The sequence below is a fragment of the Aminobacter sp. Piv2-1 genome, from assembly GCF_037625995.1.
Classification (GTDB): Bacteria; Pseudomonadota; Alphaproteobacteria; order Rhizobiales; family Rhizobiaceae; genus Aminobacter.
Map to the genome: position 1 here is coordinate 84,459 of NZ_JARKMU010000014.1, position 15,498 is coordinate 99,956.

General features: G+C 66.0%; 14 protein-coding genes. 12 read left to right on the forward strand and 2 right to left on the reverse strand.

Annotation, left to right across the window (positions count from 1 at the left end):
- Nucleotides 1-471: 471 nt before the first annotated feature.
- The 5 genes from AmiPiv_RS22185 to AmiPiv_RS22205 all read left to right on the forward strand — a co-directional run bounded on the left by AmiPiv_RS22185 (nucleotide 472) and on the right by AmiPiv_RS22205 (nucleotide 6,257).
- A complete protein-coding gene (locus AmiPiv_RS22185) occupies nucleotides 472-1,482 on the forward strand; it encodes an ABC transporter ATP-binding protein (RefSeq protein WP_340040938.1) in 1,011 nt (336 codons plus the stop codon).
- Nucleotides 1,475-2,533: an ABC transporter ATP-binding protein gene (locus AmiPiv_RS22190; protein WP_340040940.1), complete on the forward strand. Its 1,059-nt coding sequence runs from the start codon at nucleotides 1,475-1,477 to the stop codon at nucleotides 2,531-2,533. Before AmiPiv_RS22185 ends, AmiPiv_RS22190 begins: the two co-directional genes overlap by 8 nt.
- Complete coding sequence (locus tag AmiPiv_RS22195; protein ID WP_340040941.1) at nucleotides 2,530-4,245, forward strand: peptide ABC transporter substrate-binding protein; 1,716 nt, start codon at nucleotides 2,530-2,532, stop codon at nucleotides 4,243-4,245. The genes AmiPiv_RS22190 and AmiPiv_RS22195 overlap by 4 nt, the downstream gene beginning before the upstream one ends.
- 85 nt (nucleotides 4,246-4,330) lie before the next feature.
- Entirely contained in the window at nucleotides 4,331-5,338 is a 1,008-nt protein-coding gene (locus tag AmiPiv_RS22200; protein ID WP_340040943.1) for an ABC transporter permease, read from the forward strand.
- Nucleotides 5,331-6,257: an ABC transporter permease gene (locus AmiPiv_RS22205; protein ID WP_340040945.1), complete on the forward strand. Its 927-nt coding sequence runs from the start codon at nucleotides 5,331-5,333 to the stop codon at nucleotides 6,255-6,257. The genes AmiPiv_RS22200 and AmiPiv_RS22205 overlap by 8 nt, the downstream gene beginning before the upstream one ends.
- Nucleotides 6,258-6,292: 35 nt before the next feature.
- Here the strand turns inward: AmiPiv_RS22205 and AmiPiv_RS22210 are convergent, their stop codons facing one another.
- Nucleotides 6,293-7,306 carry a sugar-binding transcriptional regulator gene (locus tag AmiPiv_RS22210; RefSeq protein WP_340040947.1) on the reverse strand — a complete coding sequence of 338 codons (1,014 nt, stop codon included), beginning with the start codon at nucleotides 7,304-7,306 and terminating at the stop codon, nucleotides 6,293-6,295.
- Between the two features lie 148 nt (nucleotides 7,307-7,454).
- On the opposite strand from AmiPiv_RS22210, the gene AmiPiv_RS22215 reads away from it, so the two are divergent.
- From AmiPiv_RS22215 to AmiPiv_RS22245, 7 genes are all read left to right on the forward strand, one after another.
- Nucleotides 7,455-8,231 (forward strand): hypothetical protein, encoded by a 777-nt coding sequence (locus AmiPiv_RS22215; RefSeq protein WP_340040949.1) that lies wholly within the window; start codon nucleotides 7,455-7,457, stop codon nucleotides 8,229-8,231.
- A 329-nt stretch (nucleotides 8,232-8,560) separates the two neighbouring features.
- Complete coding sequence (gene rplS, locus AmiPiv_RS22220) at nucleotides 8,561-9,097, forward strand: 50S ribosomal protein L19 (RefSeq protein WP_340040951.1); 537 nt, start codon at nucleotides 8,561-8,563, stop codon at nucleotides 9,095-9,097.
- Nucleotides 9,098-9,276: 179 nt separating this feature from the next.
- Nucleotides 9,277-10,074, forward strand: a complete 798-nt coding sequence (locus tag AmiPiv_RS22225; RefSeq protein WP_340040953.1) for a basic amino acid ABC transporter substrate-binding protein — start codon at nucleotides 9,277-9,279, stop codon at nucleotides 10,072-10,074.
- Between the two features lie 275 nt (nucleotides 10,075-10,349).
- Nucleotides 10,350-11,165: an amino acid ABC transporter permease gene (locus AmiPiv_RS22230; RefSeq protein WP_340040955.1), complete on the forward strand. Its 816-nt coding sequence runs from the start codon at nucleotides 10,350-10,352 to the stop codon at nucleotides 11,163-11,165.
- A 14-nt stretch (nucleotides 11,166-11,179) separates the two neighbouring features.
- Nucleotides 11,180-11,809 carry a class I SAM-dependent DNA methyltransferase gene (locus tag AmiPiv_RS22235; protein WP_340040957.1) on the forward strand — a complete coding sequence of 210 codons (630 nt, stop codon included), beginning with the start codon at nucleotides 11,180-11,182 and terminating at the stop codon, nucleotides 11,807-11,809.
- A gap of 271 nt (nucleotides 11,810-12,080) precedes the next feature.
- Complete coding sequence (leuC, locus tag AmiPiv_RS22240) at nucleotides 12,081-13,490, forward strand: 3-isopropylmalate dehydratase large subunit (RefSeq protein WP_340040959.1); 1,410 nt, start codon at nucleotides 12,081-12,083, stop codon at nucleotides 13,488-13,490.
- Nucleotides 13,491-13,648: 158 nt separating this feature from the next.
- Entirely contained in the window at nucleotides 13,649-14,881 is a 1,233-nt protein-coding gene (locus tag AmiPiv_RS22245; RefSeq protein ID WP_340040961.1) for a GGDEF domain-containing protein, read from the forward strand.
- A gap of 6 nt (nucleotides 14,882-14,887) precedes the next feature.
- Here the strand turns inward: AmiPiv_RS22245 and AmiPiv_RS22250 are convergent, their stop codons facing one another.
- Nucleotides 14,888-15,238: a hypothetical protein gene (locus tag AmiPiv_RS22250; RefSeq protein ID WP_340040963.1), complete on the reverse strand. Its 351-nt coding sequence runs from the start codon at nucleotides 15,236-15,238 to the stop codon at nucleotides 14,888-14,890.
- Between the last annotated feature and the right edge of the window lie 260 nt (nucleotides 15,239-15,498).

Below are 15,498 nucleotides of genomic sequence, written 5' to 3' on the forward strand. Positions count from 1 at the left end.
TCGGGTGACCAGCCTTTTGCAGGCATGGCGGTCTCCGGTGTCGTTGCCCGCTTGATTGCACACCAGGTCCTGGCGGCGCGGCCGTTCCCCATTGCGCCGGCAAGCCCCTTCCGCGTCAAGTTGTTCTGCGAACGTATCATGCCGGCGACTGTGAGCGGCAGGATGACGAACCCGCGTGCGCAACGCACCGCCGAACCACTTCGCTGCGCCAGGCACAACAAAAACCGTTCGCCCACGTTGAGTTCACACGGGCGTTCCCAAGTACGAAACAAGGCCAATCTACCCATATGATTTCAAGTACGGAGTCCAGACTGAGATTACTGGAAGGTTCTTCACGATTATTTGTTGTCAATGCCTGAGTAAAACCGGATATGGATTCCAAAAAATCAGCACGCACCTTCGTGATTTGCCGATCGCAGAGGATGTGAGAACTGAAATAAAAATAAAAACAAAATACTAGGGGAATATCATATGCCCGATGGGGCGCAGGCCGTCCTCGATGTTCGAGGGCTCGAGACCGTCTTTTGCACAAGAGGCGGAGATATCCATGCCGTCAACAAGGTCAGCTTTCACCTGAAGCCCGGCGAGTTGCTGGGCGTTGTCGGGGAAAGCGGTTCGGGCAAGTCGGTCACGATGATGTCGCTGATCGGGCTTCTGCCGTCGCCCCCTGCCGAGGTACGCTCGGGCGAGGTCCTGCTCGGCGGAAAGGATATCCTGAAGCTCTCGCCCGTCGAGCTGCGGCGCGTGCGGGGTGCGCGCGTGGGCTTCGTCTTCCAGGACCCGATGACCAGCCTCAACCCGGTTCTCACGGTGGGCGACCAGATCATGGAGCCCTTGCGCCGCCACATGGGGATGAGCAAGGCCGACGCGAGACGGCGCGCGGCCGAGCTCCTGGTGCTCGTCGGCATCCCCGATGCCGAGAGGCGGCTGAAGAACTATCCGCACCAGTTCTCGGGCGGAATGCGCCAGCGGGTGATGATTGCCATGGCGCTTGCCTGCGACCCGGAGGTGCTGATCGCCGACGAGCCGACGACGGCCCTCGACGTCACCATCCAGGCGCAGATCCTCGAGCTGGTGGCGGAACTGCGCCGGAAACTCGGCATGGCCATCGTCTGGATCACCCATGATCTCGGCGTCATCGCGGGCATCGCCGATCGGGTGATGGTCATGTATGGCGGCCAGGTGGTGGAACAGGCGCCGGTCAAGGAGCTTTTCCGCAATCCGCGCCATCCCTACACGCGGGCGCTGCTCAAGGCCGTTCCCACGCTTTCGGGCGCGCGGGCCGCGCGCCTCCAGGTGATCGAAGGGCAGCCGCCGATGCTTGGCGCAGCCCCTTCGGCCTGTCCCTTCCGCAGCCGCTGCGCCCATGCCTTTGGCCGCTGCGCGACGGAAAATCCAGCCCGCCGCCCACTCGACGACAAGCCGATCGATCACGGCCATGACGTTGCCTGCCACTGGAATCCGGAAACCGCCGATGCTTGATGCGACCGGCCCCGCGGCGAAGCCCCTGGTTCAAGTCCGCGACCTGAAGATGTACTTCCCGATCCATACCGGCGTCTTCCGCCGCCACACCGGCGACGTGAAGGCCGTGGACGGCGTTTCCTTCGACATCATGGAGGGCGAGACGCTCGGCCTCGTCGGGGAAACGGGCTGCGGCAAATCCACCGTGGGGCGGGCGCTGCTGCGGCTTTGCGAGATCACCAGCGGCCAGGTGACCATCGGCGGAGTGGACGTGGCCACTCTTTCGCCGTCGGAACTGCGCAAGGCCCGGCCCATGATGCAGATGGTCTTCCAGGACCCGCAGGCGAGCCTCAACCCGCGCATGACCGTCGCCGCCATCATCGGCGAGCCGCTGGACGAGCACACAGCGCTCAGCCGCGACGACAAACTTGCCCGCATCTACGAGCTGATGGATGCGGTGGGCCTGAACCGCCGCTTCGCCAACCGCTATCCGCATGAGTTCTCGGGCGGACAGAGGCAAAGGATCGGCATTGCCAGGGCGCTCGCGCTCAATCCGAAGTTCGTCGTCTGCGACGAGCCGATCGCGGCCCTCGACGTCTCGATCCAGGCGCAGGTGGTGAACCTGCTCGAAGACCTGCAGGACAAGTTCGGGCTCACCTACCTGTTCATCAGCCACGATCTGTCGATGGTGCGCCACATCGCCGACCGGGTGGCGGTGATGTATCTCGGCCAGATCGCCGAGCTTTCGCCGCGCGAGGCGCTCTATTCCGAGCCGCTGCACCCTTATGCCAAGGCGCTTCTCTCCGCCGTGCCCGAGCCCGATCCGAGCCGCGAGGGCGCCCGCAAGCGCATCATCCTGAAGGGCGACGTCCCTTCACCCGCCAATCCGCCGAAGGGCTGCACTTTCTGCACCCGCTGTCCCGAAGCGCAGGAGCGCTGCCACGGCGTTGCGCCCCGGCTCCAGGAGGTCGCACCCGGGCGCTTCGTCGCCTGCCACCGCGTAACGAAATCCGCCGGATCAACCGGCGCGACCAAGGCCAACGAGCACAACCTACAGGGAGGAAACCAATGAACTTCAGAACGGCTCTACTCGGGACAACAGCGGCGGCAACGGCCCTAATCGGCCTCGCGCCCGCCGCCCTTGCCCAGCGCGCCACCGACGGCAATGTGAACATTCTCTACTTCCAGGCCGTGTCGGTCATGAACCCCTATATGTCCTCGGGCACCAAGGATGTGCACGGGGCGAGCCTCGTCATCGAGCCGCTCGCCGGCTTCAACGAAAAGGGCGACCTGATCCCGCGCCTGGTGAGCGAGATCCCCTCGATCGAGAACGGCGGCATCTCGAAGGACCTCACCACCATCACCTGGAAGCTGACCCCGGGGCTGGTATGGTCCGACGGAACGCCCGTCACCGCCGCCGATGCGGTCTTCACCTATGAATATTGCACCAACGCCGACATGGGCTGCTCGCAGGCCGCGCGCTTCACCGGAATCAAGACCGTCGAAGCCGTCGACCCGCAGACGATCAAGATCACCTTCACCGCGCCGAAGCCCAATCCCTTCAATGCCTTCGTCGGGGCGGCCTCGCCCGTCCTGCAGAAGGCGCAGTTCGCGGCCTGCACGGGTGCCGCGGCCCAGGCCTGCACCGAGCAGAATACCAAGCCCATCGGCACCGGCCCCTTCACCGTCACCGACTTCAAGGTCAACGACGTCGTGCAACTGGCCGCCAACCCGAACTACCGCGATCCGGCGAAGCCCGCTTTCGCCACGGTGACGCTCAAGGGCGGCGGCGATGCCAGGGCGTCGGCCCGCGCGGTGCTGGAGACGGGCGAGTTCGACTACGCCTGGAACACCCAGATCAATCCCGAGTTCCAGGCCCAGATGGCAGCCGGCGGCAAGGGCGAGCTGATCTCGGCCTTCAGCAACAATGTCGAGCGGATCGAGCTGAACCTGACCGACCCCTCGCCCGACCTGCCCGAGGGCGAGCGCTCCACGATCAAGAACCCCCACCCGATCCTGTCGGACGTTCGCGTGCGCAAGGCGCTGTCCATGGCCATCGACCGCAAGCTGCTGGTCGAGGTCGGATATGGCGCCGCGGGCCGGCCGACCTGCAACGTGATCCCCGCCCCGGCGATCTATGCCAGCCCCAACACCGATTGCCTGGTGCAGGACGTCGAGGGCGCCAAGGCGCTGCTCGACCAGGCCGGCTGGACCGACAGCAACGGCGACGGCATCCGCGACAAGGACGGCAAGAAGCTCTCGCTGCTGTTCCAGACCTCGGTCAATGCGGTGCGCCAGGACTTCCAGGCGCTGGTCAAGGGCTGGTGGAGCCAGATCGGGGTCGAGGCGGAACTGAAGGCCATCGAGCCCAGCGTCTTCTTCGGCGGCGATCCGGGCACGCCCGACACCTACCAGAGGTTCTACGCCGAGGCCCAGCTGGACACCCTCGACTACGACGGCACCGATCCCGAATCCTATCTGGCGCAATATGTCTGCGGCAACATCCCGGGACCGGGCAACGGCTGGCGGGGCACCAACATCAACCGCCTCTGCGACCCGCGCTACGAGGAGCTGCTGGCGCAGCTGTCGAAGACCAGCGACATCAACGAGCGCGCCAAGATCGTCATTTCGATGAACGACCTGCTGACCAAGGACGGCTATGTGAGCATTCCGCTGGTCGATCGAGCCCGCCTTTCGGCCAAGGCGAAGACGCTGGGCGGGGTGGTCCTCAACGCCTGGGACAGCGAGCTGTGGAACGTGTCCGACTGGTACCGCATCAAGTGATGTGACGGGCGGGGCGGGGCCGGACGGTCCCGCCCCGCCCCGCCGACGCAACCAGACCGCCGCACCCCCTGGACCGCCGACGACCATGCTGACTTTTGTGATCCGCAGGCTGTTGCTTGCCATCCCGACGCTTCTGCTGATCAGCCTCGTGATCTTCCTCCTGGTCGATCTGGCGCCCGGCAGCCCGATGTCGGAAATTCCCCGGACCGTGCCGCCCGAGGTGCGCGAACGGATGATGCAAGCCATGGGCGCGAACGAGCCCGTCGTTGTCCGCTACCTGCTCTGGCTCAGGCAGTTCTTCCTGATCGAGCCCGCCTATGTCATCGACGGCTGGCTGGGGACGAACCTCGCGGGCAACGCCCAGCGCGTCCTCTCCTGGCAGAGCCGCACGCCGGTGTTCGACATCATCGGCCAGCGCCTGCCCCAGACCATGATGGTGATCGGCACCGCCTATGTCGTCGGCATCCTCATCGCGCTTCCCATCGGCATCTATTCGGCCTACCGGCAATATTCCTGGTTCGACCAGCTCGGCACCTTCGTCGCGATGGTGGGCTCTTCGGTTCCGACCTTCTTCACCGGCGTGCTCTTGATCATCGTCTTCTCGGTCAATCTCGGCTGGTTCCCCTCGATCTACGACACGACGCTTGAGGTGACCGACTGGGCCTCCTTCAAGAAGCAGGTGATGCAGATGGCCCTGCCGGTCACCGTGCTGGCACTTCACAACGCCACGGAGATCAGCCGCTACATGCGCTCCTCCATGCTCGAGAACCTCGGGCAGGACTACGTCCGGACCGCGCGCGCCAAGGGCATGGGCGAGCGGGTGGTGGTGCTGAAGCATGTCCTGAGAAACAGCCTCATTCCGGTGGTGACGGTGATCGCCCTCGGCATCCCGACGATCTTCGGCGGCGCCATCATCGCCGAGCAGGTGTTCAAGGTGAACGGGCTCGGCACCGCGCTGATCGGCGCGATCAACGCCAGCGACCTGCCCACGGTCCAGACGCTTACCTTCATCTTCGCCGTGCTGATCGTGTTCTTCAATCTGGTTGCCGACATCCTCTACGGCATCCTTGACCCGAGGATCCGCTATGACTGATGCCGCAGCCACCCTCGTCGAAAAGCCACGCAGCCATTGGCGCGACGTCTGGATGCAGTTCAAGACCCATGGCGGCGCGCTCGGCGGGATGTTCGTCTTCCTCGCGCTGATTGCCTTCGTGGCCGTCGGGCCGCTCGTCTGGGCGGTCGATCCGACCTACGTCAATCCCGACGCGGCCAAGATGATCATGACGCGGAACAAGCCGCCCTCGTTCGAATGGCCGCTCGGTACCGACCAGCTCGGACGCGACATGCTCGCGCGGGTGATGGCGGGCGGCCAGGTCTCGATCGCCGTGGGCCTCGTCGCCATGTCGATCGCGGTCCTTCTCGGCACCACTGTCGGCGTGCTGGCGGGCCTGTTCAAGCGGCTCGACGGGCCGTTGATGCGGCTCACCGACCTCGTCCTCGCCTTGCCGCTGCTGCCGCTGCTGCTGGTCATGGTCTTCCTCTTCCGCGATGCGCTGGCGAGGGCCCTCGGGCCGGAGACAGGGACCTTCGTGCTGATCGTCAGCGCCATCGGCGCGACCTCCTGGATGCAGGCGGCGCGCATCGTCCGCGGCGAGGTGCTGGCCCTGAAGGAGCGGGAGTTCGTGCTCGCCGCGCGCTCCATCGGCACGCCGCCGCACCGCATGATCCTGCGGCACATCCTGCCCAACGTGATCTCGCCGGTGATGGTCGCGGCGACGCTCGGCATCGCCAGCGCCATCATCACCGAATCGGCGCTCAGCTTTCTCGGCCTCGGCTTCCCACCCGATTTTCCGACCTGGGGCCGGCTGCTGTTCGAGGGGGTGGAGTACATGCAGCTCTACCCTCAGCGCGTGCTCTGGCCGGGCCTCGCCATCTCGCTGACCGTTCTCAGCGTGAACTACATCGGCGACGGTCTGCGCGATGCGCTCGATCCGCGGATCAGGGGGCGGTAGGCCGGGGTCCGCGCTCCCGCGCCAGCCCTAGTCGCTCAGGGGGCCTCGATCATGCGCCGGGCGCTGTGCTCGTCGGTGATCAGCACCGTCGGGTTGACCAGCTTCATCGCCCCGAGCAGGGCGTCGATCTTGTCGGTGCCGCCGGAAGTCAGGATGCGCAGCGGCGCGCGGCGGATGCGGTCGACGTCGACCGACATCACCAGGTCGTTGATCGGGTGGTCGACCAGGTTGCCGTCGCGGTCGAAGAAATGGAACAGGAGGTCGCCCACTGCCCCCTTGGCGGCGAGCTTCTGGCGCTCGGCCTCGGTAAGGAAGCCGCCGCGGTAGAAGGTCGAGGCGGAGGCGATGTCGCCGACGCTGACCAGCACCGCGTCGAGCGAATCGGCCAGCGCGAAGATCTCGGACAGGCCGCAACGCTCGATCAATGCGCGCTTGGTGTCGATGCTGTCGACGACGGCCGGTGCCGGGATCAGATAGCCGTCGCCCTGGAAGGCCTGGGCGAAGCGCCAGGCGAACTCGGCCGGGTTGGTGCGGCGCGCGACGCCGACGCCGCCGAGCAGCGAAATGACGCGGAAGTCGCTGAGCGGCCGGGCGCTGATGTAGGGCAGGGTGCCAAACAGGGTGCGGCCCCAGCCGACTCCGACGGACATGTCCGAGCGCATCGCCTCGGAAAGATAGCTGCCTGTGGCCGCGCCGATCGCCGGGATCGGGTCCGCGCCCTCGGCCGACAGCGGCGCCACGATGGCGCGCTGGACGCCGAACTTGCGCTCGATCGCGCGCTCCTGCCTGACGATGCCGGACAGCTCGCCCTCGATGGCGATCTTGACCTCGTTGCGCGCGCGCGCCTCGGCCAGCATGCGGACCACCGTGACGCGCCCGACCCCGAGCACCTCGGCGATGTCGTTCTGGGTCATCTGCTCGATGAAATACATCCAGGCGGCGCGCAGGCGGAGCCGGTCGGCGCGGCTGTCGGCGGGGGAGCTGTCGGCGTCCGTTGGAGCCTCCGCGGCGCGCGACCTCGCGCCCGAACCTCTTGTACCCTTGCTCACGCCGCTCCCCCTGCTTCGGATTCCATCACTTTTCAAGGAACGCTCCGCAGGTCAAGCACCCGTGCGCTGCGCGTGAATTGAAGTTGTGGCCGAACAATGCTGCAATGCCCCGGTGAAAGCCTCGCCAGACGGGCTGCAAGGAACGCGCATGCTGAGAAGCTTTTCCGAAGAGGTCGTCGTCAACATCAAGGATCGCCTGCGCGACGTGCGCCATTTCGTCCGGGCGAGCCGGCACGACAATCCGGGCGGGCCGCGGCGGCCGCCGGGCACCGAACCGTTCGCTCCGCCCGTTGAGATCGAGCGGCTCATCGGGCGGGCGGCGAGCGTGGTCGACGACACGCTGACCATGGCCGAGACGGTGTCGCTGTCGCTGCTGCCCATCGTCAGGCCCGACGACGGCGCGAGGCTGCATGGCTTCGACGTCTATTTCGCCACCGTTGGCGGCGCGGAGGGGGAGCGGCTGTTCCGCCGCGACCTCTACGCCGCGCTGAAATCCTGGCTGCGCCAGAAGGGCGGCATGACGCCCCTGCTGCACGAGGCGAGTTTTTCGCAGGCGCATCTGGCCGTTCGCCGCAAGCATCCGGAACTGCTTGCGGCGATGCGCGCTGCCGGCCCCGAAGATCGCCGCGACGCGGTGGCCGCGGTCGCTGCAGCGACGCTCGTGGAGCTGCGCGCCAGCCAGCCGCTGCAGGGCGACATGCGTGTGGCGGAGGTCGAGCCGACGCTGCAGCTTTTGGCGCCTGTGGCGCTTGCGGCCGGCATCGCGACGCTGTCGCTGTCGGGACTGAGCGATGCCGAACTGCTCGAGGCGGCGAGCATGGTGGTCGAGGCGCGCGGCGACCGGATTTCGCGCGCGCTGGAGAGCGCCGATCCGGCAGCGGAGCTTGCGGCGATCTTCAGTGCGCTGCTTGCGCATCTACCCTAGCGACGGCGGTTCGAGCAGGATTCGGCAGCCAGCGCGTGGCCGGACCGTGCCGTACTGCAGATGCCGGGGCGCGCGCGGCATGAAATGCGGAAGCTTCGCGCGCGGGACGTGCAAAAAAGACGCCGCAAAGGCGTGACAAATGGGCGAAATAGCGGTATGTGGCCGCCCGAACCGGACGAATGATCGTCCAGTCCCGTCAACAATGACGGTGTAGTCGCCCCTGCCGGAAGGCCCGAAAGGGAATGAAGGCATAGCCGAGCGGTCAGGTGGACTGCAAGGCAAGCGTCGGGCGCTCTGGCTGTCGGAAGAACAAGAAGTGGATTTTTGAGATGGATCTGATCCGTCAGCTCGAGGCCGAACAGGCCGCCAAGATCGAAGCCAAGCGCACCCTGCCGGAATTCCAGCCGGGCGACACCGTGCGCGTCCAGGTGCGCGTTACCGAAGGTTCGCGTACCCGCGTCCAGGCCTATGAGGGCGTCGTCATCGCCCGTTCGGGTTCGGGCTTCCAGGAAAACTTCACCGTCCGCAAGATCTCCTATGGCGAAGGCGTGGAGCGCGTGTTCCCGGTCTACTCGCCGATGATCGAGGGCGTCGAGATCGTCCGCCGCGGCAAGGTGCGTCGCGCCAAGCTGTACTACCTGCGCGACCGTCGCGGTAAGTCGGCTCGTATCTCCGAGAACACCGGCGTGCGCGCCCGCAAGCTGAACGACGCCGAGCGCGACGCAGCGAACGCCGAGAAGGCCCGCATCGAGGCCGAGAAGATCGCCGCCGCCGAGGCGCTGGCCGCCGAGAAGGCCGCCCAGGAAGCCGCCGAGAAGAAGGCTGCTGCCGAGGCCGCCAAGGCTGCCGAAGCCGCCGCCGAGTAATCGCCGGCGCGACCAAGTTCCAAAAGGGCGGCTTCGAGCCGCCCTTTTTCGTTTCGGGGGGACGGAATTCCAGTTCTTTCAGGCGCGACGCATGCGGCCTGCTTGCAAGCAAGCTTGAGACAGCTAAAGTCTCGCGCAATAGACCGGCGCAGCCGTCTAGTCATTTTGGGGAACTGACCATGAATAGTCTAAAGCTTGCGCTCGCCGGCGCGTTCGCCGTCGTGATTTCGCCCTTCGTCGCCCAGGCCCAGAGCCTGCCTGACCTCGGCGGCAAGTCGGTCGTTGTGGTGACCGAGAACGCCTATCCGCCGTTGCAGTTCGTCGATCCGAAGACCGGCAAGCAGATCGGCTGGGAATATGACGCGATGGACGAGATCGCCAAGCGGCTCAACTTCAAGGTCGAGTACCAGAACACCAGCTGGGACGCGATGATCCAGGCGGTGTCGGACGGCCAGTACCAGATCGGCATGACCGGCATCACCATCAAGGAAGACCGCAAGGAGAAGGTCGACTTCTCCGATCCCTACATGCTTTCGCAGCAGTTCATGCTGGTGCGCGCCGACGAAAGCCGCTTCACCGACGCCAAGAGCTTCGCCGCCCTCAAGGACGGCCTGATCGCGGCGCAGCCGGGCACCTCGCCGTTCTACACCGCAGTCTACGAAATCCTCGACGGCAACGAGCAGAACCCGCGCATCAAGCTGTTCGAGACCTTCGGCGCCACGGTGCAGGCACTGAAGGCCGGCGACGTCGACCTGGTGCTGACCGACAGCGTGGCGGCGCAGGGCTATGTCGACGCCTCCGAGGGCAAGCTCAAGGTGGTGGGCGAGCCGCTGGGCAGCGAGGATTTCGGTTTCATCTTCAAGAAGGGCTCGGACCTCGTCGCGCCGGTCAACCAGGCGATCGCGGCACTCAAGGCCGACGGCACCTTCGACAAGCTGAACAAGAAGTGGTTCCTCGATTACAAGATGGGGCAGTGAGGGATTGCGCGTCGCAGCCCGGATCGGTGTTCGTGCTCGACGTTGCCCCCCTCTGGCCTGGCAGCCATCTCCCCCACAAGGGCGGAGATCGGCAGTCGCCCCCGCATCGCCCAATCGCCTACGGCGGCGATCTTAGCGTGTTGCTGCATTGGAATAGCGGCGTCGGAGCCGGCGCTGCGAATCTTCCCTCTTGCGGGGGAGATGGCCAGCCCTTCGGCAGGCTCAGGGGGCAACATAAAGCACCGCCTACAACAGCTCAGATGGTCGCTCCGTAGATGCCGCCGTCACCTCGTTCCGGCACGCAGGCGGATTTCCCCTGGTGGCTGGTCGCCGCCGGCATCATCGCCGTGGCCGCCGCGCTGGCGATCGGGTCCGACGAGCTCTATCGCCAGATCATCGCCACCCTCGCCAAGGGGCTTTTGGTGACGTTGTTCGTCACCGTCGTCGCCTTCGCGCTCGCCTCGGCGCTCGGGCTGTTCGTCGCGCTGCTCGGGCTGTCGAACTCCAAGGTGCTGCGCCAGATCGCGCGGTTCTATGTCGAGATCATCCGCGGCCTGCCGATCCTGGTGCTCTTGTTCTGGATCGCCTTCGTCGGCGCGCCGGCCTTCGTGGCGGCGTGGAACTGGTTGTCGACGCCGCTGCAGGCCGCAGGCCTCGTCGAGGCCATGCAGGTGCGCGACTTCTCGCTGCTGTGGCGGGCGATCATCGCGCTCACCATCGCCTATTCGTCCTTCATCGCCGAAATCTTCCGCGCCGGCATCCAGGCCGTCGATACCGGCCAGATCGAGGCGGCGAAGGCGCTGGGGCTGTCGCGTTACCAGCGCTTCCGGCTGATCGTCTGGCCGCAGGCGTTCAAGACCATCCTGCCGCCCTACGGCAACGACTTCATCGCCATGGTGAAGGATTCGTCGCTGGTGTCGGTGCTGGGCGTCGCCGACATCACGCAGATGGCCAAGGTCTATGCCTCGGGTTCATTCCGCTTCTTCGAAACCTACTCGATCGTGGCCTATGTCTACCTCATACTGACGGTGGGACTGTCGCTGGCCTTGCGGTCGCTGGAGCGGCGGCTGAAACGGGGACAGGCGCGATAGGCAAGGAGAAGCCGATGAGCGAGGACGGCGAGGCGCTGGCCCGGGTCTATGCGGCGAGGACCGACGGCGAACTCGCCGACGCCTATGCCGCCTGGGCCAACGGCTACGACACCGAGACGGCGGCGCTCGGCTACTGCCTGCCATTCGTCATTGCCGCGTGGGTGGCGCGGCACGTGCCGAAGGGAGCCAGGCCGCTGCTCGACGCCGGTTGCGGCACCGGGCTGTCGGGGCCTTACCTTGCCGCGCTGGGCTATCCCGCGATCGAGGGGCTGGACCTTTCCGACGAGATGCTGGCGCTGGCGCGGGCGCGCAGCGGCTATGCGGCGCTGACCCGGGCGGCGCTCGGCGGGCCGCTGCCCTGGGGCGACGGACATTTCGCGGCGTTCTTCTCGACCGGCGTGTTCACGGCCGGCCATGCGCCGGCGGCGAGCCTGGACGAGCTGGTGCGGATCACCCGGCCCGGCGGCTTCGCCATCTTCACGGTGCGCGACATGGTGCTGGCAAAGGGCGGGTTCCTGGAAAAGTTCGCCGAGCTCGAGGCCGCCGGCCGATGGCGGCCGGTGGAGGAGAGCCCGCCGTTCCGGGCCTTCGCCGTGGCGGAGCCGGAGGTGCTGGTCAAGGCATTCGTCTTCGCGATCCGCTGAGCAGGCCTCGGGAACCTCGGCCGGTGCGGGCGCTGCAGTCGCAATTGCCGGAAGCCCAAAAGATTGATATGAGCGGGCCATGGAAGAGCTCTTTGGAGATCCGGCCTACAAGGGTTTCGTGCTGCAGGACCACAAGCGCCTGCCGTCGCGTTTCTTTGCCCGGATTTCAGGCGCGCTGACCAGCCGACTTATCTAGTCGCCTGCGCCGAGCCGACGGGCCTTTGGCGCGCCCTACCGCCTTCCCCAGTTTCATATCGACGGATCCAAAGCCATGAGCGCACCGCGTACCCTCTACGACAAGATCTTTGACGACCACATCGTCGACCGCCAGGACGACGGCACCTGCCTGCTCTACATCGATCGCCACCTCGTGCACGAGGTGACCAGCCCGCAGGCCTTCGAGGGCCTGCGCATGGCCGGCCGCAAGGTGCGCCATCCGGAAAAGACGCTGGCCGTGGTCGATCACAACGTGCCGACCTCGCTGGACCGCAAGGACGGCATCAAGAACGAGGAGAGCCGCATCCAGGTCGAGGCGCTGGCCAAGAACTCGGCCGACTTCGGCGTGGAATATTACTCCGAGAACGACAAGCGCCAGGGCATCGTCCACATCGTCGGCCCCGAGCAGGGCTTCACCCTGCCGGGCATGACTATCGTCTGCGGCGACAGCCACACCTCGACGCACGGTGCCTTCGGCGCGCTGGCGCATGGCATCGGCACCTCGGAAGTGGAGCATGTGCTGGCCACCCAGACGCTGATCCAGAAGAAGGCCAAGAACATGCTGGTGCGTGTCGACGGCGTTCTGCCCGAGGGCGTGACCGCCAAGGACATCGTGCTGGCCATCATCGGCGAGATCGGCACCGCCGGCGGCACCGGCTACGTCATCGAATATGCCGGCGAGGCGATCCGCGCGCTGTCGATGGAAGGCCGCATGACAATCTGCAACATGTCGATCGAAGGCGGCGCCCGAGCCGGCCTGATCGCGCCCGACGAGACGACCTACGCCTACGTCAAGGACAAGCCGCGCGCGCCGAAGGGCACGGCCTGGGACATGGCGCTCGACTACTGGAAGACGCTGCACACCGACGAGGGCGCGCATTTCGACAAGGTGGTGGTGCTCGACGCCGCCAAGCTGCCGCCCATCGTCACCTGGGGCTCGTCGCCCGAGGACGTGGCGTCCGTCACCGGCATCGTGCCGAACCCGGAGGAGATCCCGGACGAGACCAAGCGCAACTCGAAGAAGCGCGCGCTCGACTATATGGGGCTCTCCGCCGGCACCAAGATCACCGACATCGCCATCGACCGCGTCTTCATTGGCTCGTGCACCAACGGCCGCATCGAGGACCTACGCGCCGTCGCCAAGGTCGTCGAGGGCCGGAAGGTGGCAGCGACCGTCAACGCCATGATCGTACCGGGCTCTGGCCTGGTGAAGGAACAGGCGGAGGCCGAGGGCCTGGACAAGATCTTCGTCGCCGCCGGCTTCGACTGGCGCGAGCCGGGCTGCTCGATGTGCCTGGCCATGAATGACGACCGGCTGAAGCCGGGCGAGCGCTGCGCCTCGACCTCGAACCGCAACTTCGAAGGCCGCCAGGGCTTCAAGGGCCGCACCCATCTGGTTTCGCCGGCCATGGCCGCGGCCGCCGCGATCGCCGGTCATTTCGTCGACATCCGCGACTGGAAATAGCCGTCGCCGACACACATGCGAACGAGGCGGCGGGCGCGAGCTCGCCGCCTTGTCCATTTGTTGAGGATATTAGTGAAACCCGTCTTCCGCCGGGTCACGTTAACGTCTTTTTCTCGCGCGTATGATTTGCTTGCGAGCATCGGAGGCGACCACACGCGATGAGCGGTGCAGAGTTCATTCTCGCGATCAACCTGTTCGTCGCCGGCCTGCTCGCCAGCGCGTTCATGGCAATCGCGATCTATGATGCGAGGCGCATTTCGGCGCGCTGGTTCGCACTCTGCTACGGCCTGGGCATCGTCTATATCGGGACGGAATTCACCATTCCGCTGTTCCAGGACACGCGGGCGATCGTCGCGGTTAATTTCGCGATGTTCCTGGCCATCACCCTCCTGATGAATGTCGGCCTAGCGCGCCGCTACGAAGTCGCGCCGCCGTGGCGGTCGATGCTGGCCTTCTTCGTGCTGGCGACCATTGCGGTCTATGTCACGCAGGGGCTCGACCGCGACTCGCTGCTGCGCATGATGACGTTCCAGACGCCCTATGCCATCGCCCAGGCCGTCGGCGCGGCGATCGTGCTCCAGGCGCGGACCAAGCTCAGCCGTTTCGACTACGCGCTCGCCGGCGTGCTCCTGGCAAGCTCGGTGCAGTTCTTCTCCAAGCCGTACCTGGCGCTTGCGGTCGGCGGCTCGGGTTCCGACCCGCACTTCTACCTGCAGAGCACCTACGCGATGATCTCGCAGGCGCTGGGCACGGTGTTCGCCCTGTCCATCGCGCTGCTGATCATGGTCATCCTGATGCGCGACATCCTCGGCGACGTGTTGCAGAAGTCGGAGACGGATGCGCTGTCGGGGCTGCTCAACCGCGGCGGCTTCGAGCGGCATGCCGCGGCCGCCCTGCGCGATGCGTCGCGTCAGGGCCTGCCGGTGACGCTGGTGATCTCCGATCTCGACCACTTCAAGTCGATCAACGACAGCTACGGACATGCCTCGGGCGACCGTGTCATCGAGGCCTTCTCGCGCTTCCTGCACGAATCGAAGGCAGGCCACCACATAGCCGGCCGCATCGGCGGCGAGGAGTTCGCCATCATCCTGCCGGGCACGCACATGGCGGCGGCGCGCCTGTTCGCCGAAGGCGCCCGCAGCGCGTTCTCGGCCCTGCCGATAGACGGCCTGCCGGTGAACCGGCGGTTCACGGCGAGCTTCGGCGTGGCCGAGCTCGTTGCCGGCGAGGGCATCGACCAGTTGATGCGGCGGGCGGATGCCGCCCTCTACGAAGCCAAGAAGGACGGCCGCGACTGCGTCCGCATCGCCGGCATCAGCGTGCTCGAAGTATCTTTCGAAGCGAGTGTGTCGAACGTCGTGCCGTTCGGGGGCAAGCCGCCGTCGGCCTGAACGGGTTCAGCGGCAGCGAAGGCCGGGCTGGGGAATCTCGCCCTCGGAAAAGCCGTACATGTAGCTGCGGCCCTTGAGCAGCATGGGCGGACGGTAGCAGCGGCGGACCGAATCCCTGCCCTGCCGGTCGAGATAGACCACCTTCGGTCCGGCGCCGGCTGCGAGCTTGCGGGCCGATCCGCCCTCGCCGACGACGATGCGCTTGTATCCCGCACCGCTTTCGACGACGAGGTTGCCGAAGGAATCGGCGTAGATGCGGTCGCCATCCCAGCCGCCCGCGGAGGCGGGAGCGGCAAGTGCAATGGCGGCTGCCATCGCCAGCGGCAGGATTCCGGTCAAGGCCAATGCAGTGCGCATCGCAGAATCTCCCTGGCTTGCAGCGCGGCTTCTCGAATCAAACCTTAACGCTTTCTTAACCTTTGTTAAGGGATTTCGGCCAACCGGGCCGTTTCGATTAACAAACAAGGTCAATCTTGCTCCCGTATCAGGCGCGTGAGCACCCCACACCCGGGTAGGGCCGGTGGATGCGGACGGGCAGGCAGCGACGACGACCGGCTGCCGCCCCGTCCAGGCGTTGCTCACCCGGGCGGGTAGTGGGGCCGGGCTTCAATCGATTG